Source organism: Streptomyces sp. NPDC015532 (assembly GCF_043078065.1).
Classification (GTDB): Bacteria; Actinomycetota; Actinomycetes; order Streptomycetales; family Streptomycetaceae; genus Streptomyces.
This window is the reverse complement of sequence record NZ_JBIBSY010000003.1, coordinates 25,047-50,766: the sequence shown is the minus strand read 5'-3', so window position 1 is coordinate 50,766 and position 25,720 is coordinate 25,047. Positions and strand designations below refer to the sequence as shown.

17 protein-coding genes and 2 pseudogenes are annotated in these 25,720 nt (G+C 71.3%); 12 read left to right on the top strand and 7 right to left on the bottom strand.

The features are described from left to right. Positions 1-18: 18 nt before the first annotated feature. The 3 genes from rsgA to ACF07B_RS11555 form a co-directional block, all read right to left on the bottom strand. Positions 19-1,134, bottom strand: coding sequence for a ribosome small subunit-dependent GTPase A (gene rsgA, locus ACF07B_RS11565; protein WP_392178797.1), 1,116 nt, complete (start codon positions 1,132-1,134; stop codon positions 19-21). A 328-nt stretch (positions 1,135-1,462) separates the two neighbouring features. Beyond that, positions 1,463-2,971, bottom strand: coding sequence for a cellulose binding domain-containing protein (locus ACF07B_RS11560; RefSeq protein ID WP_392178796.1), 1,509 nt, complete (start codon positions 2,969-2,971; stop codon positions 1,463-1,465). 403 nt (positions 2,972-3,374) lie between these two features. Continuing rightward, positions 3,375-4,697: a radical SAM protein gene (locus ACF07B_RS11555; protein WP_369482052.1), complete on the bottom strand. Its 1,323-nt coding sequence runs from the start codon at positions 4,695-4,697 to the stop codon at positions 3,375-3,377. 163 nt (positions 4,698-4,860) lie between these two features. Between ACF07B_RS11555 and ACF07B_RS11550 the strand changes: the two genes are divergently transcribed. After that, positions 4,861-5,709: an alpha/beta fold hydrolase gene (locus ACF07B_RS11550; protein ID WP_392178795.1), complete on the top strand. Its 849-nt coding sequence runs from the start codon at positions 4,861-4,863 to the stop codon at positions 5,707-5,709. A gap of 115 nt (positions 5,710-5,824) precedes the next feature. Here the strand turns inward: ACF07B_RS11550 and ACF07B_RS11545 are convergent, their stop codons facing one another. Further along, entirely contained in the window at positions 5,825-6,802 is a 978-nt protein-coding gene (locus ACF07B_RS11545) for a hydroxyacid dehydrogenase (RefSeq protein ID WP_392178794.1), read from the bottom strand. 302 nt (positions 6,803-7,104) lie between these two features. On the opposite strand from ACF07B_RS11545, the gene ACF07B_RS11540 reads away from it, so the two are divergent. The 7 genes from ACF07B_RS11540 (at position 7,105) to ACF07B_RS11510 (ending at position 16,942) form a co-directional block, all read left to right on the top strand. Next, complete coding sequence (locus tag ACF07B_RS11540) at positions 7,105-8,349, top strand: FAD-binding protein (protein ID WP_392178793.1); 1,245 nt, start codon at positions 7,105-7,107, stop codon at positions 8,347-8,349. 127 nt (positions 8,350-8,476) lie between these two features. After that, positions 8,477-9,724, top strand: coding sequence for an ROK family transcriptional regulator (locus tag ACF07B_RS11535; RefSeq protein ID WP_392178792.1), 1,248 nt, complete (start codon positions 8,477-8,479; stop codon positions 9,722-9,724). A gap of 272 nt (positions 9,725-9,996) precedes the next feature. Next, positions 9,997-11,256 carry an ABC transporter substrate-binding protein gene (locus ACF07B_RS11530; protein ID WP_392178791.1) on the top strand — a complete coding sequence of 420 codons (1,260 nt, stop codon included), beginning with the start codon at positions 9,997-9,999 and terminating at the stop codon, positions 11,254-11,256. 20 nt (positions 11,257-11,276) lie between these two features. Then, complete coding sequence (locus ACF07B_RS11525; RefSeq protein WP_392178790.1) at positions 11,277-12,242, top strand: carbohydrate ABC transporter permease; 966 nt, start codon at positions 11,277-11,279, stop codon at positions 12,240-12,242. After that, entirely contained in the window at positions 12,239-13,132 is an 894-nt protein-coding gene (locus tag ACF07B_RS11520) for a carbohydrate ABC transporter permease (protein WP_369482059.1), read from the top strand. Before ACF07B_RS11525 ends, ACF07B_RS11520 begins: the two co-directional genes overlap by 4 nt. 12 nt (positions 13,133-13,144) lie before the next feature. Beyond that, complete coding sequence (locus tag ACF07B_RS11515; protein WP_392178789.1) at positions 13,145-16,078, top strand: glycoside hydrolase family 2 TIM barrel-domain containing protein; 2,934 nt, start codon at positions 13,145-13,147, stop codon at positions 16,076-16,078. 264 nt (positions 16,079-16,342) lie between these two features. Further along, positions 16,343-16,942, top strand: coding sequence for a TetR/AcrR family transcriptional regulator (locus tag ACF07B_RS11510; RefSeq protein WP_384238030.1), 600 nt, complete (start codon positions 16,343-16,345; stop codon positions 16,940-16,942). 48 nt (positions 16,943-16,990) lie between these two features. Here the strand turns inward: ACF07B_RS11510 and ACF07B_RS11505 are convergent, their stop codons facing one another. The 3 genes from ACF07B_RS11505 to ACF07B_RS11495 form a co-directional block, all read right to left on the bottom strand. Then, complete coding sequence (locus ACF07B_RS11505; protein WP_384238027.1) at positions 16,991-17,731, bottom strand: rhomboid family intramembrane serine protease; 741 nt, start codon at positions 17,729-17,731, stop codon at positions 16,991-16,993. Between the two features lie 48 nt (positions 17,732-17,779). Continuing rightward, positions 17,780-19,516 carry a DUF2264 domain-containing protein gene (locus tag ACF07B_RS11500; RefSeq protein ID WP_392178788.1) on the bottom strand — a complete coding sequence of 579 codons (1,737 nt, stop codon included), beginning with the start codon at positions 19,514-19,516 and terminating at the stop codon, positions 17,780-17,782. Between the two features lie 113 nt (positions 19,517-19,629). Next, positions 19,630-20,718 carry a rhamnogalacturonan acetylesterase gene (locus ACF07B_RS11495; RefSeq protein WP_392178787.1) on the bottom strand — a complete coding sequence of 363 codons (1,089 nt, stop codon included), beginning with the start codon at positions 20,716-20,718 and terminating at the stop codon, positions 19,630-19,632. Between the two features lie 261 nt (positions 20,719-20,979). On the opposite strand from ACF07B_RS11495, the gene ACF07B_RS11490 reads away from it, so the two are divergent. From ACF07B_RS11490 to ACF07B_RS11475, 4 genes and pseudogenes are all read left to right on the top strand, one after another. Further along, positions 20,980-22,656 (top strand): rhamnogalacturonan lyase B N-terminal domain-containing protein, encoded by a 1,677-nt coding sequence (locus tag ACF07B_RS11490; RefSeq protein ID WP_392178786.1) that lies wholly within the window; start codon positions 20,980-20,982, stop codon positions 22,654-22,656. A gap of 157 nt (positions 22,657-22,813) precedes the next feature. Further along, a complete protein-coding gene (locus ACF07B_RS11485) occupies positions 22,814-23,212 on the top strand; it encodes a hypothetical protein (protein WP_392178785.1) in 399 nt (132 codons plus the stop codon). Then, positions 23,205-23,852: pseudogene (locus tag ACF07B_RS11480) on the top strand (caspase domain-containing protein); the annotation flags it as partial. The gene ACF07B_RS11485 and the pseudogene ACF07B_RS11480, both read left to right, overlap by 8 nt. Then, a pseudogene (locus ACF07B_RS11475) lies at positions 23,826-25,718 on the top strand (Hsp70 family protein); the annotation flags it as partial. The pseudogenes ACF07B_RS11480 and ACF07B_RS11475, both read left to right, overlap by 27 nt. Positions 25,719-25,720: the final 2 nt, after the last annotated feature.

Here is a 25,720-nt window from a genome sequence, read left to right as displayed (position 1 = left end):
GCCGCAACCTCGACCCCACTACCAGCGCCCGCGCTTCACCTCCATCGCGGCGCGGCCCTCGGCCCCCTTGCGCTTCCAGTCACGGCGGATCTCGGCCCGCACCCGGGCGTCGGTCTTGGCGACGATCCGCTGGTTCTCGCGGAGCAGCTTGCGGTAGCTCTCCAGCCGTCGCTCGGGCAGTTCGCCGGACTCGACGGCCGCCAGGACCGCGCACCCGGGCTCGGCGACATGGGCGCAGTCCTGGAACCGGCAGTCGGTGGCGAACTCCTCGATCTCGGCGAACACCTGTCCGACCCCGCTCCCGGCGTCCCAGAGCCCGACGCCGCGCAGCCCAGGAGTGTCGATGAGGACACCGCCGCCCGGCAGCACGAGCAGGTTGCGGGTCGTCGTGGTGTGCCGCCCCTTTCCGTCCATGTCACGGGTGGCCCGTACGTCCATGACGTCCTCGCCCAGCAACGCGTTGGCCAGGGTCGACTTGCCCGCGCCGGACTGGCCGAGCAGCACTGCCGTACCGCCGGCGAGCACGGCTTCCAGGACGTCGAGCCCGGCCCCCGTCGAGGAGCTGACGGCGAGGACGGGCACCCCGGGCGCGGAGGTCTCCACGTCCTGGACGAGGTGCGCGAGGGTGGCGGCCTCCGGAACCAGGTCCGCCTTGGTGAGGACGACCACGGGCTGTGCGCCGGACTCCCAGGCCAGCGCGAGGAAGCGCTCGACGCGTCCCAGGTCGAGTTCGACGGCGAGCGAGACGGCCACGACGGCGTGGTCGACGTTGGCGGCGAGGATCTGCCCCTCGGACCGCTTGGAGGAGGTGGAGCGCACGAAGGCCGTACGGCGGGGCAGATACGCCCGTACGTAGCGCGGGTTGCCGGCGGGCTCGACGGCCACCCAGTCGCCGGTGCACACGACGCGCAGCGGATCGTGCGGTGTCACGAAGGCGGTGTCGGCGCGGATGACGCCGTCGTCGGTGGCGACGTCGCACTGGCCGCGGTCGACCCGGATCACCCGTCCGGCGACGAGCCCTTCGGAGTCGTAGGGAGCGAACTCGTCCGCCCAGGCGTCGTCCCAGCCGTACGGAACGAGCGGGGAGAGGGCCAGGGAGGCGGACGGGGTCGGGAAAGCGGAGCTGGAAGTCAAGGGAGACCCTTCACAAGGGCGGCCCCGGCGACGCGCACTGCGGCGCGAAGAAGAAGGAAGGTCAGCCGGCGGCCACGGAGGTGGACTTGATGAACTTCTGGATGCGGGCAGCGCCCATCGCAACGACAGCCATCGGTCACACCTCCTGGAACTCGCTCGAAGCCAATGCCTCTGCGCCAACGCCTCTGCGCCGACGTCCGAACTGTATCCGGGGCCCCCTCGGGCCCGTCAATCGAATTAAGGCCTCGGCCGGCCACGTCTTCGGCCGAGGGAGGTGCCGGCGGACGCGGGGGGCCGGCCGGAGGGCGGGTCAGGACTGCCCGGCGGCTCAGTGGGCCGTGGTGCAGCGCCCGCCGTTGAGCGTGAACGCGTCCGGGGCCGTGTTCCCGTCGTGCCAGGTGCCGAGGAAGCCGACGGCGAAGGATCCGCCCGCGGCGACGGACTTGTTGTACTCGGCGGCGGTCGCGGTCACCCGGGAGCCGTCCTGGGCGACCGTGCCGTCCCACATCTGTGTGACCCGCTGCCCGTCGTCGAAGGTCCAGCCGATCTCCCAGGAGTCGAGGGCTTCGACGGACGTGACGGTGACACTGGCCTGAAAGCCGTCCGTCCACTGGTCGACGACGTCGTACTTCACCCGGCAGGACGCGGGGCCCTTCCTCGAGTCCGGGGGTGTCGTGGAGCCCCTGGAGCCCGGGGTTCCCTTGGTGGCGTGGGCCGGGGACGAGGACGTGCCCTGGGGTTCGGGGTCGGGCTTCGAACTCGCGGCGGCGCCGGTGTCCACGGGTTCGGGCGAGACGAGCGAGCCCTCGGCGCGGGTGGTCGCCGACGGGGACGAGACGCCCGGGTCGGCCACCGGCCGGCCTTCGGCCGAGCCGCCGCGCGCGGAGGCGGTGCCACCGTCCCCGGCGCCGAAGGGCATCAGGGAGACGGTGAGGGCGAGGCCGGAGACGATGACGGCGGCGACCAGCAGTCCGGTGCGGCCGATCCGGGGCGCGGCCTCCCGGACCTCGGCGATTCCGGTGTCCGTGGCCGCGTCCGTTCGTCCTCCGGCCAGCCCAGCCTCGGCGGCGCGACGCCGGCGTTCCAGGTAGGCGAGGCCGCCCCAGCCGATCACCCCGCCCGCGAGCGCCGCGGGCAGTCCACCGCCGTGCAGCCGCAGACAGGCCGCGGCCTCGGCACACTCCACGCACCGGGAGAGGTGCTGCGAGAGGTCCTCGGGCGTCTCGGCGCCGGGCGAGCGGGTGACCGCGTCGAGAAGCCGGGCATAGCTGCGGCAGTCGGCGTCCATCGGTGTGTCGAGGTGGTTGCGATGGCAGCGGTCCCTGAACAGCGCCCGTACCTGGCCGAGTTCCTCGGCGGCCGCCACCGGGTCGAGACCGAGCCGCCGGGCCACCGCGGGCAGCGGGAGCGCCTCCACCTCGACCAGCCACAGCAGCGCCGCGTCGGGTTCCTGAAGGTCCTTCAGGCCGCGCAGCGCGATCGGGCGGTGCAGCGGGGGCCCGGTGTAGCGGGCGGCCTTCTCGGAGTTGAGCCACAGCCTGAGGTCCGGGTCCAGCCGGTGTCCCTGGCCGTGTGCCTCCCAGGCGGCGGCGGTGGTCCGCACCGAGTTCAGCAGCAGGGGAATCCGGGGCAGCCCGGGGTTCCTGCGCCCGGCGGTCTTCGTACGGGCCGTGACCGAGCGCGCCTCATGGATGCCATGGGTGAACGCCTCGGTGGCCAGCTGGCCGGCCGCGGCGGAGCCGGACGTGCACAGGTCGGCGTACGACAGGACCGCGTCCCAGCACTCCGAGAACAGCGCGGCCTCGGCGGCGTCCTGAGGGGTAGGCAGGTCTGGCATGGGGGGCTCCTGCGTCCACTGCTTCCACGTGCAACGGCACACAACACCCAACTCGCCTGTTTTCAGGGGGAGTTGGTGACCGTCTCGACAACGGGCCAGAGCCTTTCACGGGTTCGACACAACTGACAAGCGACGTAGTCACATCATGCGGTCGCGCGATCACGGAGGGACCGTCGGGCCCGGGCCGCCCCGAGTGTCGTACGGAACGGGGACCTCGCGGGACCGAACGCTTCAACTTTCACAGGACCCACCACTCCACCGCCCCCGCACCGCGGCCGCTCGCGCCCCCGCTCCGGCCCCCTGACCGGCTGCTCCCCCACCCCGGCGCGCGGCGGCCCGGACGTCGGGACGACGTCCGGGCCGAGTGGATACGGGCCGCGCGGGGTGCGCTCGGGGCGCGGGATCACGCCTGGGCGGCCGGCTCCCGCGCGGGCAGGCTGTCCATGAAGGAGCTGACGGAGAAGACCGCGCGGCCGGGACCGGGCTCGCCGTATCCGGGCGGCGACTGCAGCCCGAAGTCGTCCATCGTGGCGCGGTAGGCCTCCAGCAGACGGATGTGGTACTCCAGCGGGGCGCCCTGCGGGTTGGCCTTGCCGAGCGGCGTGGTCGGCTCCGGGCACCAGGTGGTGAAGCGGGGCGTGATGCCGTGCGACATGAAGAAGCGCAGGCCCTCGGTCGTGGACGCGATGGCCTCGTCGACGGTCTTGAAGCCGAACGGCTCCGCCATCTCCACGCCCGCGACGAAGTTCGGGATCACGTTGCGCGCGCCGAAGATCTCGGCGGAGTCGAGGATGCGCTTGTGCCACTCGTCCCGGCCGACGTAACGCTCCTTGCCGGGGCAGTACATCTTGAACAGATACTCGTCCCACACCTCGTAGTTGGGGTGGTAGATCTGCACGCCGTAGTCCTTGAACCGCTGCACGTCGTCGCGGGGCAGCGCCTGGGCCACCACCTTGCCGATCCAGCGTCCGGGGAACCGCTCCTCGATGGCCTTGGCGTAGTGGCCGTAGAAGTCGGCCTCGTCACGGCCGGACACCGTCTTGGTGATCGCGCCCCCGGTGAGGGTGTAGGCGGTGGAGGCCTTCGCGGTGTCGTAGCGGTCGATGATCTCCAGGGCTTCGAGGACCTCCTCGACGTCCTTCACCCCGGTGTAGGGGCGGCCGGCCGCCTTGTGCTGGCGCCAGTTGTGGTTGATGTCGCAGTACTGGCACTCCTCCTTGGCGCCGAAGTACTGGCAGACCCGGAAGACCGTGAGGTAGATCAGGTAGCCCCACTGGATCGTCGGCGCCACCTCCATCACGGACTTTCCGTTGGAGAGCTTGTGCCGGTAGTACTCGGGCATCGGCGGCACGCCGACGTCGGAGATCCGCTTCCCGTCCAGGTACAGCCCGAGGACGCCCTCGTCGTCGGCGGCGACGCGGTAGGGCGAGGACGGGTTGACGCGTACGGAGACCACGGTGCGCCGCAGGTCGTACGGGCCGCCGGTGAGGATGATCTCCTCGGGCGGGCGCCTGAGCGCGGCCTCGCCGAGCTCGGGCAGGGTGCCGTGGTCGAAGGAGAAGATGAAGTACGACTTCGGCTTGACCTCGCCGCCCTCGTTGTCGCTGAGGGCGGACGCGTCGAAGGCCACGCCCCCGCGGAGCAGGTCCTCCTTGATGACGGCTTCCCGCGGTACGTGCGGGAACCGCTCCATCAGATCCTCGACCAGCGCGGTGCGGCTGCCCATCCCGATCTCCTCGCTCCCGATCTGCTTCGTCTGTCGTGTTCGACTCCTCACGGTATGCCCCCGCCCGGACATCGGCCGTGCCGGGTCCCCCCGTGCCGTCCGAGACCGCCGCGGCGCCGGATCCCGTTTGCTCCGTCCGGGCGCCGCTGCGAGAGTCGTCGCCATGCCTGCCTTCACCGCGTACGACGGGACCGAGCTGACGTTCGACACCCTGGGGGACGGCCCGCCGGTGGTGTGTCTGCCCGGCGGACCGATGCAGGACTGCGCGTACCTCGGGGACCTGGGCGGGCTGTCCGCGCACCGGCGGCTGATCATGACGGATCCGCGCGGGACCGGCGGGTCGGCGATCCCGGCGGACCCCTCCTCGTACCGCTGCGACCGGCTGGTCGACGACGTCGAGGCGCTGCGCGAGCACCTCGGCCTCGACCGGATGGACCTGCTGGCGCACTCCGCCGGGACGAATCTGGCCGTCCTGTACGCGCAGCGTCACCCGGAGCGCGTCGCGCGCCTCGCGCTGATCAGCCCGAGCGTCCACGCCGTCGGGGTCGAAATCACTCCCGAGGTCCGACGGGCGACGGCGCTGCCGCGCCGGGAGGAACCGTGGTTCCCCGAGGCGTTCGCGGCACTGGAGGCGCTCGTCGCCGGAAAGGGCGACGCCGACACGTTCCGGGCCATCGCCCCCTTCTGGTACGGCCGTTGGGACGAGGCCGCGCGGGCGCACCGGGACGCCGGGGAGGCGCACAAGAACCACGAGGCCGCGGCCCTCTTCTCCGACGGCGCCTACGCGCCGGACGCCACCCGGGCGGCACTCGCCCGCCTGACCGCCCCGGTGCTGGTGCTCGCCGGGGAGGTCGACCTGAACTCCCCGCCGCCCGCGATGACCCAGGTCGCCGCCCTGTTCCCGCGGGCCGAGCTGGTCGTTCAGGACGGCGCCGGGCATTTCCCGTGGCTCGACGATCCGGCGCGGTTCGCGGCGACGACGGAGGCCTTCCTGGCCGGCCCCACCCGCTGACGGTCCGACCCGGGCGGGGGCCGGACCGGCGGCATGGGACCGGCCGTACCGGACCGGCCGTACGAGATGTGCCGCCCGGGACGGGCCGTACGGGACGGACTGAGGGAAGCGGCCGTCAGGCGGTCCGTTCCAGATCCTTCAGGTCGATCCGGAATTCCGGCGCCTTCCCGGACAGCAGGCGTTCGGCCTCGGCCAGCACGGTCAGGCCGAGGCGGGCGACCTCGTTGCCCTGCGAACCGGCGAGGTGCGGGGTGACGAACGCGTTCGGAAGGTCGTGCAGCGGGGAGTCGGCGGGCAGCGGTTCGGGGTCGGAGACGTCGAGGATCGCGCTGACGCGCTCGGCGCGCAGCGCCTCGATCAGGGCGTCGTGGTCGACCAGGGACCCGCGCGCGGTGTTGATGAGGACCGATCCGGCGGGCATCAGGGCGAGTTCGCGGCGGCCGATCAGATGCCATGTCTCCGGGGTCTGCGGGGCGTGGACCGTGACGATGTCGCTGCCGGCGAGCAAATCGTCGAGCGGCAGCGGGCGGACACCGAGCGCGGCCGCCCCGGCCTCGTCGACGTAGGGGTCGGCGAGGCTCACCGACAGGTCGAAGGGACGGAGCAGTTCGATGAGGCGTCTGCCGATGCGGGAGGCGCCCACGATGCCGACGCGGCGGCCGAAGTTGCCGATGCCGGGGAGGATCTCGCCGTAGGGGAAGGCGCGTTCGGAGCGCAGGCGTTCCCGGTGGGCGAAGACGCCCTTGCCCGCGAGCAGGATCATGGCGAGCGTGTACTCCGCGACGGGCAGCGCGTTCGCGGCGGCGGCCGAGGAGACGACGATGCCGCGCTCCCACACCTCCGGAGTCGCGAAGCTCTTCACGGAACCGGCCGCGTGCAGGACTGCTCTGAGCTTCGGGGCCGCGCCGAGCGCGTCCGCGTCGAGCACGGGGCACCCCCAGCCGGTGATCAGGATCTCGGTCTCGGCGAGCCGGGCCCGCGCCCGTGGCTCGGTGAAGTCGCCCGCCACCGAGGAGAGATCGATGTCCAGCAGCTCCCGCAGCCGTGCGAGCGTGTCCGGCGGGAAGATCCGTGTCACGTTCCCGGGGGTCATGGCGAACATCGCCACAGGCCGCCCGGAGAACAGGTCCACAGGCCGCCCGGAGGAAGCCTCCGCAGGCCGGCCGGAGGACGGTGCCACGGGACGTTCGGTCGGCATCTCCACGGGACGCTCGGGCAAGGAAGGGGCCTTCCGGTTCGGTGACGCCGAGGACAGCAACCGCTTTCTACGGTAGACCGCGCCACGTGAGCGGGTCAACGGACCGGTCTGCCACCTGGGAGGACCGGCGGGGTACGTTCCCTGGGTGGTCATCGCACGGGCCACGTACAGCGACTCCCCGGGGAGGGACGACAGGGATGACCCTGACCAACTGGGCCGGCAACATCACGTACGCGGCCAAGGAGCTGCACCGGCCCCCCACGCTCGACGCGCTGCGCGCACTGGTCGCGGACAGCTCCCGCGTCCGGGTACTGGGCAGCGGGCACTCGTTCAACGAGATCGCCGAACCGGGCGCCGACGGTGTCCTCCTGTCGCTGACCGCGCTGCCGCCCACGGTGGACGTCGACACGACGGCCCGTACGGTACGGGTCTCCGGTGGCGTCCGGTACGCCGAGCTCGCCCGCCGGGTGCACGAGCACGGACTCGCGCTGCACAACATGGCCTCGCTCCCGCACATCTCGGTGGCGGGATCCGTCGCCACCGGCACCCACGGGTCCGGGGTCACGAACGGGTCGCTCGCCTCCGCCGTGCGCGAGGTCGAGCTGATCACGGCGGACGGCTCCTCCCTGGTGATCGGCCGGGGCGAGGAGCGGTTCGGCGGCGCCGTGACGTCGCTGGGCGCGCTCGGCGTGGTCACCGCGCTCACCCTCGACCTGGAACCGGACTTCGAGGTGAGCCAGCACGTGTTCACCGAACTGCCGCTGGAGGGGCTGGACTTCGAGACGGTCGCGGCCTCCGCCTACAGCGTGAGCCTGTTCACCGACTGGGGCCGCCCCGGTTTCCGGCAGGTGTGGCTCAAGCGGCGCACGGACCGGCCGTCGCCGGACTTCCCGTGGGCGGCGCCCGCGACCGAGGCCCTGCATCCGGTGCCGGGCATGCCCGCCCGCAACTGCACCGAGCAACTGGGGGTCCCGGGGCCCTGGCACGAGCGACTGCCCCACTTCCGGGCCGAGTTCACCCCGAGCAGCGGGGCCGAGCTCCAGTCGGAGTATCTGCTGGCGCGCTCGGACGCGACGGCGGCGCTGCACGCGCTGGACGCGATCCGCGGGACGATCGCGCCGTTGCTCCAGATCTGCGAGGTGCGGACCGTGGCCGCCGACGACCAGTGGCTGAGTCCGGCCTACGGCCGGGACACCGTGGCGGTGCACTTCACCTGGGTCGAGGACACCGAGGCCGTCCTGCCGGTGGTACGCCTGGTCGAGCGGGCCCTGGAGCCGTTCGGGCCGCGGCCGCACTGGGGCAAGGTGTTCACCGTTCCGTCGGCGGTGCTGCGCGAACGGTCGCCGCGGCTGGCCGAGTTCAGGGCACTGGCCGGCGAACTCGACCCGGTGGGCACGTTCACCAACGCCTTCGTGCGGGACTTTCTCCACCCGGCCTCCTGACCCTCCCCCACCCTTCCTCCACCCCATTTCCTAACCCCTTGTCGTAAGTCCCCGCCGGGCCGTAGCCTGGCGCGGCACCGGCGCCGGGGAGCCGGGCGACCGGCGCGCGGGAGCGAGGGGGAGTCCCATGAAGCGCGGTACATCACGCGACATCCGCACCGCGAACCGGTACGAGGTGCTGCGCCAGATCATCGCCGAATCCCCCACCTCGCGGCAGGAGCTGGCGGCGGCGACCGGGCTCAGTCTGGCCACGGTCGCCACGCTCGTCGGCGAGCTGCTCGACCTCAGGATGCTGACCGAGGTCGGGTTCGAGGACTCGGCGGGCGGCCGTCCCCGGGGGCTGGTGGCGGTCAACGCCGCCGGGGGCGCCCTCATCGGTGTCGACATCGCCGAGACGTACGTCCGTGTCGAGCTGTTCGACCTGGCCCTGAACGTGCTGGCCCGCGCCGACGAGGACATGCGCCCCGGTGAGAGCCGCCCGGAACAGGTGGTCGGGCATGTCGCGGCCGCCGTCGGCTCGGTGGTCGCGCAGGCGGGAGTGGAGGGAGCGCGGGTCCTGGGCGTGGGCGTCAGCGTCCCGGGACAGGTCGACCGCGACACCGGGATCGCGGAGTACGCGCCCAACTGGGACTGGCACGACGTGCCGTTGCTCGACCTGCTCGCGGAGCACATCGCCTACCCGCTGTACCTCGACAACCCGCTGCGCGCCTGCGCCGTCGCCGAGTTGTGGTTCGGCGCGGCCCGTGGACGCGGTGACGCCGTCGTGGTCAACCTGGGCACGGGCGTGGGCGCCGGTCTCGCGCTCGGCGGCGGGCTGCACCGGGGGGTCAGCAACAGCGCCGGCGAGTGGGGCCACACCACCCTCGTGCTGGACGGCCGGCTGTGCCACTGCGGGAACCACGGCTGCGTGGAGACGTATGTCGGGGCTCCCGGAATCATGCTGAACCTGCGGGAACTGAGCCCCGGGAGCCCTCTGCTGCACCCGGAGGACCAGACCGCCACGATCGACGCCCTCGCGTCGGGGGTCGCCGCGCAGGACCCGGTCGCCCTCAAGGTCGTACGCGACACGGCCCGCTATCTCGGCGCCGGGATCTCCGACCTGGTCAATCTGCTCAACCCGGAAGTGGTCGTGCTGAGCAGCTGGGTCGCGGCCACGCTCGGGGAACCGCTGCTGCGCGAAGTGCGCGAGGCCGTCGCCCGGCACGCGCTGCGTCGTCCGCTCGCGGCCACGGAGATCGTCCTGTCTCCCATTCCGACGGACCCGGTCTGTCTGGGCGCCGCCACGTTCGCCCTCGAAGGCGCGCTCCAGTCGGTCGGTCAGCGGCCGGCCAGGCGGACCACCCCCGCCAGGAGCCGTACAGCGCCTCCGGCCTGAGCGCCGGAATCGGCCCCGCCCGTGCAGGCTGATCCAAGTACCGCGTCATTGACGTGAGTCGACCGGTCCCGGGTCACCACTCGGGCGGCACCGGACCCGCGGTGTCCGGTATCCCGAACCCCCGGCAACGCTTCACGCCGACTTCGTCCAACCCCTTGCCGAAGCCTTAGCGGAAGGTTAACGTCCCGCACCGCACGGCCCGTTCGAGCCGCGGTCGCCCGCGGCCGGGATGCACAGCGCACTCAAACCGCCTACAAGACAAGGACGTCACCATGTCGGCATTGAGCAGCAACTGGGACCGTCGATCCGTACTGCGGGCCGCCGCCGGCCTTGCCGCCCTCGGGCCGCTGGCCGCCTGTGGCGGCAACAACGGGCGTTCGGGGGGCGGGGGTTCGCAGGAACTGGTCCAGTACTTCCACGCCTACGGGGAGGCGGGCACCGAGCAGGCCGTCAAGCGGTACGCGAAGGCCTACGACAAGGCGGACGTGACCACGCAGTGGATCACCGGCAGCGACTTCGAGAGCAAGCTGTTCGCCTCACTGCTCACCAAGAACGCGCCCGACGTCTTCGAGTTCCACCCGCAGATCCAGCTCGTCAAGAGCGGCCAGGTGGCGGACCTGAGCGACCTCGTGAACCCGGTCAAGGACGACTTCAACCCGGCCGACATCGCCTCGCACACGGTCGACGGGAAGGTCTACGGGGTCCGCATGATCGACGATCCGCAGTTCTTCTTCTACCGGCCCTCCCTGCTGGAGAAGGCCGGCGTCAAGGTGCCGACCACGCTCGACGAACTCATCGAGGCCGCGGCGAAGTTGACGACCGACAAGGTCAAGGGCCTGTTCATCGGCAACGACCTGCACGCGGTCATCAACCCGATGATCTGGTCCGCGGGCGCCGACACCCTCGACGACAAGAACCAGATCGCGTACCACACCGAGGGGGTCAAGGAGGGGCTGACCGCGATGCGGAAGCTCTTCACCAGCGGCCACCTGCTCCTCGACGCCCCCGCCGACTACTGGGACCCCTCGGCGATCAACCAGGGCCTGTGCGCGATCCAGTTCTGCGGGATGTGGGCGATGCCGCAGATGCAGAAGACGCTCGGCGACGACATCGGGGTATTCCCGTTCCCGAAGGTCACCGACGCGGGCAAGCCGTCCGTCTACAACGGCGGCTGGTCGATGTTCGTCAACGCCAAGAGCAGACACGTCGACCTGGCCAAGGAGTACGTGAAGTGGCTCTGGATCGACCAGAAGAAGTACCAGGAGGACTGGTCGCTGTCGTACGGCTTCCACATCCCGCCGCGTTCCTCGCTCGCCGCCTCCGCCACCAAGCTCAAGTCCGGCCTGCCCGCCGAAGGGGTCGAACTCTTCGGCCAGTACGGGCACTTCGACAACATCGGGTGGACCCAGTCCATGATCACCGCGCTTGAGGACGTCTTCGCCAACTGTGTCCGCAAGAACGGCGATCCGGAGGCCGCGCTCGACAAGGCGGACGTGACCGTCACCCGCGAGCTGAAGAAGCTCTTCGGATAGACCGGCGGACGGACCCCGACATGTCGAGCACCACGTCGCACGATGTCCCGCGCTCCGCCCGGGCCAAGGCCACGGCGGCCCGGCCCCGGCGGCTTCGGCGGGACGGCAGCACCGTCAACTTCTGGCTCTTCACCGGCCCCTTCCTCATCGGCCTGATCGTCTTCGTGTACGTGCCGATCGGCTGGAGTCTGTGGCTGAGCTTCTTCGAGGCACGTTTCACCGTCACCCCCGACACGTTCGTCGGCTTCGACAACTACCGGCAGATGCTGGAGAACGGCAACTTCACCGGCTCGCTGGTGACGTTCACGGTCTTCGCCGCCTTCATCGTGCCGCTGACCTGGGCGCTCTCGCTGGGCCTGGCGCTGATGGTGAACCGGCTGCGGTTCCTGCGGGCGTTCTTCCGGTCGGTGTTCTTCCTGCCGACCGCGTGCAGCTACGTCGCCGCCTCGCTGATCTGGAAGATGTCCATCTTCAGCGGGGTCCGCTTCGGTCTGATGAACACCGTGCTCGGCTGGTTCGGGGTCGAGAACATCGCCTGGCTGGCCAACCCCGATCCACCCTGGTACTGGCTGGTCATCGTGAGCGCGCGGCTCTGGCTCCAGGCCGGCTTCTACATGATCCTCTTCCTGGCCGCCCTGCAGAACATCCCGCCGGAGCTCTACGAGGCCGCCGCGATCGACGGCGCCGGTCCCGGCTGGCAGTCCTTCCGCCACATCACCCTGCCGCAGCTGCGGGCCACCTCGACGGCCGTGATCCTGCTGCTCCTCGTGGCCGCCTACCAGGCCTTCGACGAGTTCTTCAACCTGCTCTCCAAGACCACCTGGGGCCGGCCGCCACTCGTCGAGCTGTACTACACGGCGCTGGGCCAGGCACAGGACTACGGAGCGGGCAGCGCGGGGGCGGTCATCCTCACCCTGCTGATCTGCATGGTGACCCTGCTCCAGGGCACGTTCATGGGATTCGGACGCGGGGAGAGGGCCGAATGACCGCCGTCACACCGAGCCGCGGGGCCCACGCCGCCGATCCGCGGAAGCGCCGGCGGGCCGACCGGGGCGGGACCCTCGGCAGCACCGGCCTGTACCTCGCCACCGGGGTCGCCGGTCTGCTCTTCCTGGTCCCCTTCTATCTGCTCGTGCGCAACGCCCTGTCCACCGACGCCGCCATCACCGGCGAGAACTGGCAGTTCTTCCCCACCGACCTCAAGTGGGGCAACATCGGCGAGCTGTTCGACGACCCCACCGTCCCCTTCGCCCGCTCCCTGTGGAACTCCGCCGTCGTCGGAGTGCTGCACACCCTCGGCACCCTGCTGGTCTGCTCACTCGCCGGCTACGGCCTCGCGCGGATCCCGTACCGGCACGCCGACAAGGTCTTCTACGCGGTGCTGGTGACCCTGATGGTCCCCTCCGCCGTGACCTTCGTGCCGAGCTTCGTGCTCGTGTCGTCGCTCGGCTGGGTGGACAGTCTTCGCGGCCTCATCATTCCGGGGCTTTTCAGCGGTTTCACGTGCTTCCTCTTCCGGCAGTACTTCCTGGGGTTCCCGAAGGAGCTGGAGGAGGCCGCGCGCATGGACGGGCTCGGCTACTGGGGCGCGTACTGGCGCGTCGTCGTACCCAACTCCCTCAACTTCTTCGCCGCGATCGCGACCATCACGTTCATCAGCGGCTGGAACGCCTTCCTGTGGCCGCTGGTCATCGGCCAGGACCCCGACGCCTGGACCGTCCAGGTCGCGCTGTCCTCGTACATGACGAACCAGACCGTCAACTTCCATCTGATCTTCATGGCCACGGCCATTTCCATCCTGCCCCTGGTGTTCGTGTTCCTCTTCCTCCAGCGCTGGCTGGTCCAGGGAATCGCGCAGACCGGCATCAAGGGCTGAACTAGGAGACGCATGTCTTTCCGCACCGCCGAAGGAGCACCCGCCTCTCCCCCGTCACCCACCGATCACGTCGAGGACGTCTCCCCCGGCAGCGGCGTCCTTCCGCCCCGCGCCTGGTACGCGGCCTCGGACGCCCGGTCCCTCTCCCTGAACGGCGGCTGGGACTTCCGGCTCTCGCCCACCGCCGACGCAAAGGACGACTCGTTCGCGGCCGAGGGGTACGAGCCCGCGGGCTGGGCCCGGGTGGAGGTCCCCGGCCACTGGGTCCTGCAAGGTCACGGCTCGCCGATCTACACCAACCACCTCTACCCGTTCCCCGTCGACCCGCCGCGGGTACCGACCGAGAACCCGACCGGGGACCACCTGCGCCGCTTCGACCTGCCGTCGGACTGGCCCGCGGACGGAGGGACGGTCCTGCGCTTCGACGGGGTCGAGTCCTGCGCCCGGGTCTGGCTGAACGGCACGGACCTCGGCGAGTTCAAGGGCTCACGGCTGCCGCACGAGTTCGCCGTGGGCCACCTGCTGAAGCCGGGCGGGAACGTGCTCGCGGTCCGGGTGCACCAGTGGTCGGCGGGCTCCTACCTGGAGGACCAGGACCAGTGGTGGCTGCCGGGGATCTTCCGTGACGTCACCCTGCTGCACCGTCCGCCGGGCAGCGTCCTCGACTTCTTCGTGCACGCCTCCTACGACCATCACCAGGGCATGGGGACCCTGCGCGTCGACTCCGACGTCGACGGGCGGGTCCTCGTGCCCGCCCTCGGCATCGAGGTCGCCACGGGGACACCGGTCACCGTGCCGGTGCTGCCCTGGACGGCCGAGACACCCCGGTTGTACGACGGCGAACTCGTCACCGAGGGCGAGCGCGTCCCCCTGCGCGTCGGCTTCCGCACGGTCGGACTCCACGACGGGCTGATCAAGGTGAACGGCACGGCCGTCCTGTTCAAGGGCGTCAACCGGCACGAATGGCATCCGGAGAAGGGCCGCGCCCTCGACCCGGAGACCATGCTCGCCGACGTGCTGCTGATGAAACGGCACAACATCAACGCCGTGCGCACCTCGCACTACCCGCCGCACCCCGCCTTCCTCGACCTGTGCGACACCTACGGTCTGTGGGTCATCGACGAGTGCGACCTGGAGACCCACGGCTTCACCGAACAGGGCTGGCGCGACAACCCCGTCGACGACCTCCGCTGGACACCCGCGCTGCTCGACCGGGCCGCGCGCATGGTCGAACGCGACAAGAACCATCCGTCGGTCGTCCTCTGGTCCCTCGGCAACGAGGCCGGTACCGGGCGCGGCCTCACCGCGATGGCCGAGTGGATCCGCGGCCGCGACGGTTCACGGCTCCTCCACTACGAGGGCGACCACGACTGCCGTGACACGGACGTCTATTCACGCATGTACGCCGATCACGCCGAGGTCGAACGGATCGGCCGGCGCCAGGACGGCGGGGGGCTGAAGCGGCGTCGGCTTCCCTTCATCCTGTGCGAGTACGGGCACGCGATGGGCAACGGCCCCGGCGGTATCGCCGACTACCAGCGCCTGTTCACCTCGTACGACCGTCTCCAGGGCGGTTTCGTCTGGGAGTGGATCGACCACGGTATCCGGGACGAGCGCCACGGGTTCGCGTACGGAGGGGACTTCGGCGAGGAGCTGCACGACGGGAACTTCGTGTGCGACGGGCTCGTCTTCCCGGACCGGACGCCGTCACCCGGGCTCGTCGAGTACAAGAAGGTGATCGAGCCCGTCCGTATCGACGGCGGGGACTCCTTCTCCCCGCCCGGTGAGCGCCGGGAATCCCTCGCGGGCTGGGACGGCACCGTGCGCGTCACCAACGGGTACGACTTCGCGGACCTTTCCGGCCTGGCCTTCGAGTGGTCGTACCAAGTGGGCGGCGAGAGCGTCGCGTCGGGCCCGCTCGTGGTGCCCGCGCTGGCACCGGGCCGGTCGGCCGACATCAAGCTGCCCGCGCCGCCCGTGGATCCGCGGGGCGCCGGGGCACAGTGGACGGTGCGGGCCGTGCTGGCCGAGGAGACCGCGTGGGGGCCGCGCGGCCATGTCGTCGCCTGGGCCCAGCTGCCCGTGGCGGAGCCCGCGTCACCGGCCGTCGCGCCGTCCGCGGTTCCGGTCCCGGGCGACCGGGTGATCGTCCTCGGACCGGGCACCTTCGACAGCCGCACCGGTGCGCTGCGCTCCCTCGGCGGCATCGAGGTCACCGGACCCCGCCTCGACGTGTGGCGTGCCCCGACCGACAACGACAACGGCGCGCACTGGCAGCCGGACGCCCGGCACGGACCGCTCTGGCGCGCGCTGGGCCTGCACCGGATGCGGCACCGTCTGGACGCGGTGGAGGCGGGCGACGACTGCCTCACGGTACGTACCCGGGTGGCGCCCGCCGCCCGGGACGTGGGCCTGCGCGCGGTGTACCGCTGGACCTCCGACGGCACCCGGCTGCGGCTGACCGTGTCCGTGGCGCCGGAGGGCCGGTGGGCGCTGCCCCTGCCCCGGCTCGGCGTCCGGCTCGGTCTCCCGGGCTCCGCGGACCGGGTGACCTGGCTCGGCGGCGGCCCCGGGGAGGGATACCCGGACACCAGCGCGGCCTCCATGAACGGGCGGTGGGAGTCGACGGTCGACTCGATGCAGACGCCGTACGTGCGCCCGCAGGAGAACGGCGCCCGGCCGGACGTCCGCCTGGCCGAGATCGGCGGACTGCGGATCGAGGGCGACCCGGCCTTCTGGTTCACCGCGCGCCGCTGGACGACCGAGGAGCTGGACGCGGCCGGTCATCTGACGGATCTGCGCCCCGGTGACACGGTCTGGGTCAACCTCGATCACGGCCAGCAGGGCATCGGTTCGCAGTCGTGCGGTCCCGGCGCCCTTCCGCACTACCAACTGCGGGCCGCTCCGGCGGAGTTCTCGTTCGTGTTCTCCGCGATCCAGGACTGAGGCCCGCGGCCCGGGCGCGGCCGGACGGCTCTCCCCGGCCGTCCGGCCGCACCCGTCAGTGGTCGGCGCAGCAGGGTGTCGGGTCCGGGACCTCGAAGGGCACCAGGGTGCCGCCGGCGGCCGGCATCGCCGCGAGGACGAGACGGCCCGCAGGCCGACGGCGGAGCGGTTGCCGTCATGAATTCCGGGGAGCCGGCGGCCGTGCCGGACTAGGCTTCTGCCTGGGTTCCCCAGGAAATGTTCTGTGGCTGAAAGGCGGTCCTCATGGCTCGCGCCGGACTCACGACCGAGCGGGTCGTGCTGGCGGCGGCCGATCTCGCGGACGAGATCGGCTTCGAGAACGTCACGGTGGCCGCGCTGGCCCGGCAGTTCGGGGTGAAGGACGCGAGCATGTACGCGCATGTGAGGAACGTCCGGGAGCTGCGCGAGCGCGTCGCGCTGCTCGCGTCCGGCGAGATGATCGACAAGATCGCCACCGCCGTGGCCGGACGGGCCGGAAAGGACGCTCTCGTCGCCTTCGCCGACGCCTATCGCGCCTACGCGCTGGAGCGGCCCGGCCGCTACCGGGCCACCCACACGCAGCCCGACCCGGCCCTCGTCGCGGAGCGGGCGGAGTACCGCCGCACGGCCGAGGTCACCGCCGAGGTCACCTATGGAATGCTCCGCGCCTACGGGCTGTCCGAACCCGACCTGACCGACGCCGTGCGCCTGTTGCGCAGCACGTTCCACGGATACTGCGCCCTTGAGTCCATCGGCGGCTTCGGCGCCCCGCGCGCCGTGGAGACGTCCTGGAGACACGCGCTGGACGCCCTGCACGTGACACTGGAGAACTGGCCGCGCGCCGAGGAAGGGCAGCCCGGCTGACCCCCTCCGCGCGCACGGTGTGCCGCCGGGCTTCCGCCCTGGAGCGGCCTAGAGCAGCCCCAGATCGCCCAGTTCCTTGTGCAGGTCCGCACGCGGGCCCGCGGTGCCCGGCTGCGGGGTGCGGCGGGCGGGAGTCCCGCCGCCGTCGGACCGGGTGGGTGAGAGGGGGCGTGGGCGGCGGTCGCGGAAGAGCCAGGCACCGGCCAGGCCGCCGATCAGACCGCCGAGGTGACCGAGCCAGCTCACGCCCGGTGTCCCGGGTACCGCCACGGTGAGCATGTAGGCGAAGGACGCAGCCATGACGACACCGATCAGGGTGTCGACCAGGTGCCGGTCGAAGATCCCGCGGACCACGACGTAACCGAAGTAGCCGAAGATCAGGCCGCTCGCGCCGACCGTCTCCACATGGCCGCGTTCGAAGAACCACACCACGAGTCCGCTGGTCGTCGCCACCAGCAGGCTCAGTCCGAGAAAGCGGACCACACCTCGGTAGGCGGCGAGGAATCCGAAGACGAACAGCGGGCCGGAGTTGCTCTCGATGTGCGCCCAGCTCCAGTGCAGGAAGGGCGCGGTGAGGACGTCGGGCAGCGTGCCGAGGTCGCCCGACACCAGACCGTAGTCACGGGAGAACGCGTAATCGTCGGCGTAGTTGGCCAGTTGCAGCAGCCAGACGATCGCCAGGAACCCGAACATCACGAAGAACGCCTTCCGCGCCTCCGCGATCATCTGCTCCGCGTTCACCGGGCCGCTGTCCGCTCCGCCGCTCCGGCCCTCGTCCGGACCACCCATGACACACCCCCCTGCCCCGGCGGATCCGTTTCCGCCGCACTCCGCACTCTAGGGAATGCCGGTGCCGTCGCCGCCGTCCAGGGGGACGATTCCGCGGGTGCCGTCGAACCGGAAGGACGCCGTTCCTCCCGCGGCCCAGCTCACCGCCACGTCGTACGCTCCGGACCCCGTGTCCTCGGGCGTCGTCACCCGCACGGACACCAGGTCGGTGAGCGGGAGCGGGTCCCGGTCGGCCGTGAGGCGGACGAGCGCGACGAAGAGGGACGGGCCGTCCCCGGTGACGCCCTCCCCTGTTCCCGACAGGCCGTGCACGGGCCGGAGTTCGGAGACCGCGCCGTCGCGCGCGGCCCAGCCCGTGACCCGCACCGGCGTCCCGGGGTCCGCGCCCGACACCAGGTGGGCCCGGACCTCCACGGCTCCCCGCGCCACCACGAGGCAGCCGGCTTCGACGCCCTCCGAAACGGTGTGCCGGGACGCCGCCCAGCCCTCCCCGACGCCGAGCGGCACGATCCGCGTACGGCTCGCGTCGGCACCGACGATCACGCTGTTGTCGTACGACGGTGAGGGCGCCGTCACCGTGGAGTAGGCGAGCCGCGTGTAGAAGGGGTCGTAGCGGACGTCCTCGCTGCCGTGGTTGTGGAGGCGGACCAGCCCGTCCGAACGGGTTGACTGGAGCAGCCAGTTGGGCGGTCCGACCGGGGTGACGGCGTCGACGCGTTCCGCCGGGCCCGGTTCCTCCGTGGCCGTCCAGACCTCGTGCTCCGGGGGCAGCAGCAGGGCGAGGAAGGCCTTGCTCGCCCAGTACGGCGAGGCGGGTCCGGAATAGTGCTGGAGGAACGCCTCGTCGGGCCCGTGCCAGCCGAGGGTGAGCAGGCCGTCGCCGTCCACCGCGCCCCGGTCGAGGAAGTAGCGCAGGGCGCCGGAGGCGAGGCGTCGGGTCTCGCCCGGGGACAGGGGGGTTCGGCCGGTGAGCGCGCCGAGCCACAGGGGGGCGGTGGCCGCGAAGCGGTAGGTGAGCGAGCGGCCTTGGAGCATCGGGGCGCCGTCACCGCCGAACAGGTGGGCGTAGTGGCCGAGATGGGCCTCCAGTCGGCCCGCGTACAGGTCGAGCAGCCGGGCGTCGTCCGCGAGCCAGGCGTGCAGCACCGGATAGAGGTGCATCGCCCAGCCGTTGTAGTAGTCGAACTTGCGCCCGTGGCCGTCGGTGTACCACCCGTCCCCGAGGTACCACTGCTCGACGCGCTCCAGGCCGCGGTCGATCGCGGCGCGGGACGCCTCGGGCTCGTAGCCGATCTCCTGGAGGAATCCGCCGACCGTCACGGGGAACAACTCCCAGTTGCAGGGCCAGGGTTCGGCCGTCAGCGCGTCACCGAGCCACGCGGCGGCCCGTTGCCGCACGCCGTCGTCCAGCCGGTCCCACAGCAGGGGCCGGGTGAGCCGCAGCGCGAGCGCGATCGAGGCGGCCTCGACGAGTGGCTGACCACGGTCCTCGACACGGGGCCAGACGCCCGCCGTTCCGGCGGCCAGCCCGCGCGCGTACCGCTCCAGGACCTTCTCGTCACGGCGGAAGCCGGCCAGCAGCAGCGTACGGGCGTAGCCCTCCAGGCCGTCGGAGAGTCTGCCCGCGCTGCTCGTACGGCCCCTGGGGAAGTGGTAGAGGGCCTGGTCGTCGGTGGCGTACGGGGCGACCGCGGCGAGCAGGGCATCGGCGGCAGCCTCCCAATGGGCGCGGGTGCGGCCGGTGTACGGGCTGAGAGAGCGGTCCTCGGCGGGTTCGACGGGCATCACACGGGCTTCCTGTCCGGGCCGGGCCCGGCGTCGCGCGCGCCGGGTGTCCGGCGGTTGGCCGGGGGCGGATACCTGGGGCGCCCCGGTTCCGGTCGGGACGCCCCAGGAGCTCATCCCACCCTCACCAGGGCCCTCGGCACCAGACGCAGGGCGAGGAGTTCGTCGCGGACCAGGGCCGCGTACACCGTGGCGCCGTGCACCGAGGTGTGGGTGTTGTCGCGCTTCTCGTTGTAGAGGTAGACCGCCTTGGAGCCCTCGACGCCCAGCGACTCGACGAGGGCCTTGGTCTTGGCCGTGAGGTCGATGAGCGGCACGTTCCCGGCGGCGGCGACCGAGCGCACGACGGCCGGGTGGTCCACGCCCAGGCCGTTCACCAGCAGCGCGGTGCCGTTGTCCAGGGTGCCGTCCGCGTTGAACCAGCGGCGGACGATCGGTGTGACGAGAACGGGGTCGCCGCCCCGCGCGCGGACACCCGCGACCAGCGTCTCGAGGTTCGCGCGGTAGGTCGCCTCGTCGGTCGTCTTGTCGTTGTGGGCGAGCTGGATGAGCACCAGGTCGTGTTCGCGGATCAGCGTCCGGACCGTCGGGAAGAGCGCCGGGTCGGCGAGGTAGGTGACCGTACTCTCCCCGGAATCGGCGTAGTTGGCGACGGAGAGGCCCTTCCTGAAGAACTGCGGCAGCTGCTGGCCCCAGCCGGAGTACGGGTCGCCGGGCTGGTCGCAGACGGTCGAGTCGCCGACCAGGAAGATCTGCCGGGTGCGGCTCCGCCCGTCCCCGGTCCGGGCGGAGCCGTGTCCGGCGAGGGCGGCGGGGGTCACCCGGACGCCGGCGAGCGCGGGCGCCGAACCGCCGATGACCAGGTCCAGGCCCGGGGTGCCCGTGGGGCCGGTCGGCTCGCCCTCGGGGGTGCGGACGTCGACGGTGAAGGCGCGCGCCACCGGCCGGCCGGCCTCGGTGGCGGTCTCGGGGAGCAGGGAGCGGCGGGTCTCGCCGCTGATGGACGTACGGGCCGCGGTGGGGCCGCCGAGCAGCACCCTGACGTCGTACGTGCCGGGCGGGACGTCGAAGTGGCAGGCGGTCGCCGTGCAGTGCTCCGCGTCCGGGCCGGGACGTCCCGCGTGGGCCCGGGCCGGGCCGGCCGACAGCGCACCGGCGGCGGCCACCGCCAACAGCGGCACGGCGATGGTGAGGCGTCTCATGGTCGGCTCCTCCGGCAGGACGGACGGGACAGCGGGACGGCGGGCGACGGGGCGACGGACAGGGGAACGCGGAGCGACAAAGCGAGAAGGTGACAGGACGGTGCGGCTGGACGGTACCGCTCATTGGCAAGCGCTTTCTAGAGTGCGGCCGAATTTCATACAACTGCCAACTTCCCCTCGGCGAAAGGCCTTTCGCGATGACCCTTCAACTGTCACTCTGCGAAACACCCGCACCTCCCCGCTCCCGAAGGAGGCACCCCCATGTCCGGATCCCCGAACAGGCCGGTCAGACGCCGCGCCTTCGTGCTCGGCGGCGCTGCCGCCACCGGCACCGCCGCCCTCTCCGGGCCGCTCGCCACCGCCGCGTCCGCCGCGTCCTTCGGCTGGAGCGACGACGGCTCGAACTACACCGTCGACACCGGCGCGAACCTCGTGTTCAAGGTGAGCAAGACGAACGGAGACCTGACCTCGCTGGTCTACCGGGGCACCGAGTACCAGGGCTACGGCGGCAAGAACTCGCACGTCGAGTCCGGCCTCGGCAGCTCCACCGTGACCATCAAGCAGTCCGGTACGACGATCCTGATCGCCGTGGCCTACGGCACGCTCAAGCACTACTACGCGGCCCGCAGCGGTGAGAACACCATCTATCTGTGGACCGACAAGGCCGACTCCTCCGTGAGCGCGACGCGCTACATCGTGCGGGTCAAGGCCGGCCTGTTCCTCAACGACGAGCCCGATTCCTACACCTACGCCCCGACCGTCATCGAGTCCGCGGACGTGTTCGTGAAGGCGGACGGGCAGACCCGCTCGAAGCACTACGCGAAGCGCCGTGTCATCGACTACTCCGCGATCGGCTGGACCACCGGAAGCGTCGGCCTGTACGTCGTCCGCTCCAACCACGAGAAGGCCTCGGGCGGCCCGTTCTACCGTTCCCTGCTGCGCCACCAGAGCACGGACGGCGGCGGCCTGTACGAGATCCTGTACTACGGCGAGAACCAGACCGAGGCCGAACGCTTCGGCCTCCAGGGCCCGTACGTCATCGCCTTCACGGACGGCGGCACCCCCTCCTCCGCCCTGTACCCGGGCACGCTGACCACCGCGTGGGCGGACTCGCTCGGCATCTCCGGGTACGTCGCGGCGAGCGGCCGGGGCAAGGTGGCGGGCGTCGGCATCTCGGGCCGCGACACCGCGTACGCGTACACCGTCGGGCTCGCCAACCCAGCCGCCCAGTACTGGGGTTCGGCGCGGTCTTCGGACGGCTGGTTCGCGATCGGAGGCGTTCTGCCGGGGACGTACACGCTCACGGTCTTCAAGGGCGAACTCGCCGTCCACACCACCTCGGTGACGGTCACGGCCGGTGCCACGACCACCCTGAACACCATCGCCATCGCCTCCTCGAACGACCCGGCCAACGCGACCGCGATCTGGCGGATCGGCACCTGGGACGGCACGCCCGCCGGGTTCAAGAACGCGGAGCTGATGACGTACGCGCATCCCTCCGACGTCCGGGCCGCCGCGTGGACCGGCAACGTGGTCATCGGCGGCGGCAGCGAGACCGCGTCCTTCCCCGCCTACATCTGGAAGGGCGTCAACAGCGGTCTGCTCGTCTACTTCAAGCTGACGGCCGCCCAGGCCGCCGCCGCGCACACCCTGCGGATCGGGGTGACCACCGCCTACGCGAACGGCCGGCCACAGGTCACGGTCAACAGCTGGGTGTCGTCGATCCCTTCGCCGCCCGCCCAGCCGGGCACCCGTTCGCTGACCGTCGGTTCGTACCGCGGCAACAACACCACGTTCACGTACAGCGTGCCCGCCAGTGCCTGGCTCGCCGACACGAGCCAGTACAACGTGCTGAAGATCGACGTGGTGAGCGGATCGGGGACGACGTCGTATCTCAGCGCCGGGACGTCGTTCGACGCGCTGGATCTGCTGGCCTGACGCCGGGAACCCGACGTTCCCGGAGGCGCGGGACGGCACCCTACACACCCGGTCGGGTGATGACTCACATTTCCCCCGGAGCCGCCGAAGGGCGACTCCGAAGTGCCACACTGGCTTCTCCCGGGTGGGGGCCCGGGTGGTTGACGGGGAGGACACCTTGAGCGATCCGCGACGCACCGCCACGCTGGAGTTCACCGACGAGGCGGACCCCGAGGGCGCGGCCGACGCCGTGTCCCTCCTGGCCGAGGAGCTGTCCCTGCTGGATCTGGCCTCCGTGCGACACGCCACGGACGGTCCGGCTCCCGACGGCACCCGGGCCGGGGACACGGTGGTCTGGACGACACTCCTCGTCAGCGCGACGAGCGCGGCGACGCTGCGGGCGCTCATCGCGCTGGCCCAGGACTGGCTCGCGCGCCGCAACTCGGGCTCGATCGACCTGACGATCGACGGCGAGGAACTGCGTCTGACGTCGGTGTCGCGCGCGGACCAGCGGCGCGCCGTCGAGCTGTTCGTGGCCCGGCACGCTCCCCGAGAGACCGACACGCCCGATGCGTAAAGCCGCGCTGCTCGTCGTCAACCAGCACTACGCGGACGGACGTTTCACCGAATTGCCGGGTGCCGCCGCGGACGCCGAACACCTCGCCGCCGTGCTCGGCGATCCGGCCATCGGCGAGTTCGAGGTCACCGTCGTCGAGAACGGCACGGCGCTGGAGATCCGCAAGGCGATCCAGGCCTTCTTCGCCCACGCGCAGAGCCAGGACCTGCTCCTGCTCCACCTCTCCTGCCACGGCCGGAAGGACTCCCGGGGCCGGCTGCACTTCGTCGCCTCGGACACCGACCGGGACTTACTGGACGCGACCGCGGTCCCCTCCCAGTTCGTCGCGGACCAACTGGAGCAGAGTCCCTGCCGACGGGCCGTCGTCCTGCTGGACTGCTGCTTCAGCGGGGCGTTCGCCAAAGGGCTGAGAACCCGCGGAGAAGCGCCGACGGTCGATGTGAACGAGCCCTTCTCCGGCCCGGGCCGGGTCGTGATCACCTCCTCGACCGCCCTGCAGTACAGCCACGAGAGCGAGAGGAGCAGCAGGGAGCGGGCCGAACCGTCCATCTTCACGGCCGCCGTGGTCGAGGGACTGCGGGACGGCACGGCCGACCTGGACGGGGACGGATATGTGTCGGTCGAGGAGCTGTACACCTTCGTGCACGACCGCGTCCGCAGCCGGATTCCCAGCCAGACGCCGACCCGGAGCGTCAACAGCTCCGAGGGCACCCTCTATCTGACGCGCAACCCCGGCATCCTCTACCTGACCGCGCCCGAGGGCCCGGCGCTTCCCGACACGCTCCGCGCCGCGATCCTCACCGGGGCCACCTGGCAGCGGCTGGGCGCCCTGCACGAGGTGGAGCGGCTCCTCGGCAGCTGGCGCGGCCCGGTCCGCGAGGCCGCGCTGGAAGCCCTGACCACGCTGGTGCGCGACCGTGACCCGCAGGTCGGCGCCCAGGCCGAGAGACTCTGGCACAGCCGCGGTCTGGGCGAGCTGCCTTCGGGGACACCGGATTCCGCCTCCCGGGTCACCCGGCCGGTCGCGGACGGGTCGAAGATCCTCGGCATCGATTTCGGGACGACCAACTCCGCGGTGGCCGTGTTCCTGGACGGTGAGGCGCGGGTCATCCCGAACCGCCACGGAGAGGTCACCACCCCGAGCGTCGTGGCGTTCGCCGAGGACGGGACGCTGCTGGTGGGGAAGGCCGCCAAGGAGCGGGCCTCCCGCGTGCCCGGCGGCGGCATCCACCGGGTCAAACTGGAACTGGGCACGGGATGGACCTACCGGCACGGGGTCCGCCGCTTCTCCGCCGAGGAGGTCGCCTCCTGGATCCTCGCCGACCTGCGGGCGAGCGCGGAAGCCCATCTGGGCGAGACGGTGACCCGGGCGATCCTCACCGTGCCCGCCCACTTCACCTATGTGCAGCGCGCGGCCCTGGCGGACGCGGCGGCCCTCGCGGGCATCGAAGCGGTCAGGATGCTGAACGAGCCGACGGCTGCGGCGCTCTCGTACGGTTTCGGCCGGAACGACGAAAACATCATGGTGTTCGATCTGGGCGGAGGCACCCTGGACGTGTCTCTGCTGAGCACCGGTGACGGGGTCGTCGAGACGCTGGCCACCAGCGGCGACAGCAGTCTGGGGGGAAGCGACTGGGACCGTCGTCTCGTCGATCATCTCGTGCGTGACCTCGCCCTCCGCCAGGGCGTCCGGCTCACCGACCGGGCCGCGCTCCAACGGGTGGCCGAGGCCGCGGAAGCCGCGAAGATCGAGCTGTCACAGGCCACGGCCACCACCATCACCCTGCCGTACATCGCGACCTCCCCGTCCGGGCCGGTACACCTGACGGTCACTCTGACGCGCGCACAGCTGGAGGGGCTGACGAAGGACCTGCTGGAGCGCTGCGCCCAACCGGTACAGCAAGCGCTGAAAGCCGCCTGGGGGATCGACGGGATCGATGACATCGGCCATTTCATCCTGGTGGGCGGAGCCACCCGGATGCCGGCGATCGCCACGCTCGTCAAGGAACTGGCCGGCGGGCGGGAACCGGTCCGCGGCATCATCCCCGAGGGGGTGGTCATCGGCGCCGCACTGCAGAGTGCCGTCCTGACCGGTCAGCTGCGCGACGAACTGCTCCTGGACGCGACCTCGCTGTCGCTCGGCGTCGAGACGAAGGACGGCGTCATGGCCAAGCTCATCGAAGCGGACACGACGATCCCGACGAAGCGCAGCACCGTCTTCACCACCGTCGAGGACAGCCAGTCCGGCGCGCAGATCAACGTCTACCAAGGAGACCGGGAGATCGCCGCGTACAACACGAAGCTCGGCGTGCTCGAACTGCCGTTGCGACGGGCCCGCCGCGGCGTCCCGCAGATCGAGGTGACCTTCGAGATCGACGTCAACAACGTGGCACACGTCATGGCCAAGGACCTCGGCACCGGCAAGGAAGTGTCCGTGCTCCTCGACCGGCGCAGCGCCGCCCACGCCCAGGCGCAGGAATCCGACCCCCGAAAGGCGCTGGCCGAAGT

Coding starts and splice junctions, on each gene's coding strand:
- ACF07B_RS11560 (WP_392178796.1), bottom strand. CDS start 2,971: ATGCCAGACCTGCCTACCCCTCAGGACGCCGCCGAGGCCGCGCTGTTC.
- ACF07B_RS11555 (WP_369482052.1), bottom strand. CDS start 4,697: ATGGGCAGCCGCACCGCGCTGGTCGAGGATCTGATGGAGCGGTTCCCG.
- ACF07B_RS11550 (WP_392178795.1), top strand. CDS start 4,861: ATGCCTGCCTTCACCGCGTACGACGGGACCGAGCTGACGTTCGACACC.
- ACF07B_RS11545 (WP_392178794.1), bottom strand. CDS start 6,802: ATGACCCCCGGGAACGTGACACGGATCTTCCCGCCGGACACGCTCGCA.
- ACF07B_RS11540 (WP_392178793.1), top strand. CDS start 7,105: ATGACCCTGACCAACTGGGCCGGCAACATCACGTACGCGGCCAAGGAG.
- ACF07B_RS11535 (WP_392178792.1), top strand. CDS start 8,477: ATGAAGCGCGGTACATCACGCGACATCCGCACCGCGAACCGGTACGAG.
- ACF07B_RS11530 (WP_392178791.1), top strand. CDS start 9,997: ATGTCGGCATTGAGCAGCAACTGGGACCGTCGATCCGTACTGCGGGCC.
- ACF07B_RS11525 (WP_392178790.1), top strand. CDS start 11,277: ATGTCGAGCACCACGTCGCACGATGTCCCGCGCTCCGCCCGGGCCAAG.
- ACF07B_RS11520 (WP_369482059.1), top strand. CDS start 12,239: ATGACCGCCGTCACACCGAGCCGCGGGGCCCACGCCGCCGATCCGCGG.
- ACF07B_RS11515 (WP_392178789.1), top strand. CDS start 13,145: ATGTCTTTCCGCACCGCCGAAGGAGCACCCGCCTCTCCCCCGTCACCC.
- ACF07B_RS11510 (WP_384238030.1), top strand. CDS start 16,343: ATGGCTCGCGCCGGACTCACGACCGAGCGGGTCGTGCTGGCGGCGGCC.
- ACF07B_RS11505 (WP_384238027.1), bottom strand. CDS start 17,731: ATGGGTGGTCCGGACGAGGGCCGGAGCGGCGGAGCGGACAGCGGCCCG.
- ACF07B_RS11500 (WP_392178788.1), bottom strand. CDS start 19,516: ATGCCCGTCGAACCCGCCGAGGACCGCTCTCTCAGCCCGTACACCGGC.
- ACF07B_RS11495 (WP_392178787.1), bottom strand. CDS start 20,718: ATGAGACGCCTCACCATCGCCGTGCCGCTGTTGGCGGTGGCCGCCGCC.
- ACF07B_RS11490 (WP_392178786.1), top strand. CDS start 20,980: ATGTCCGGATCCCCGAACAGGCCGGTCAGACGCCGCGCCTTCGTGCTC.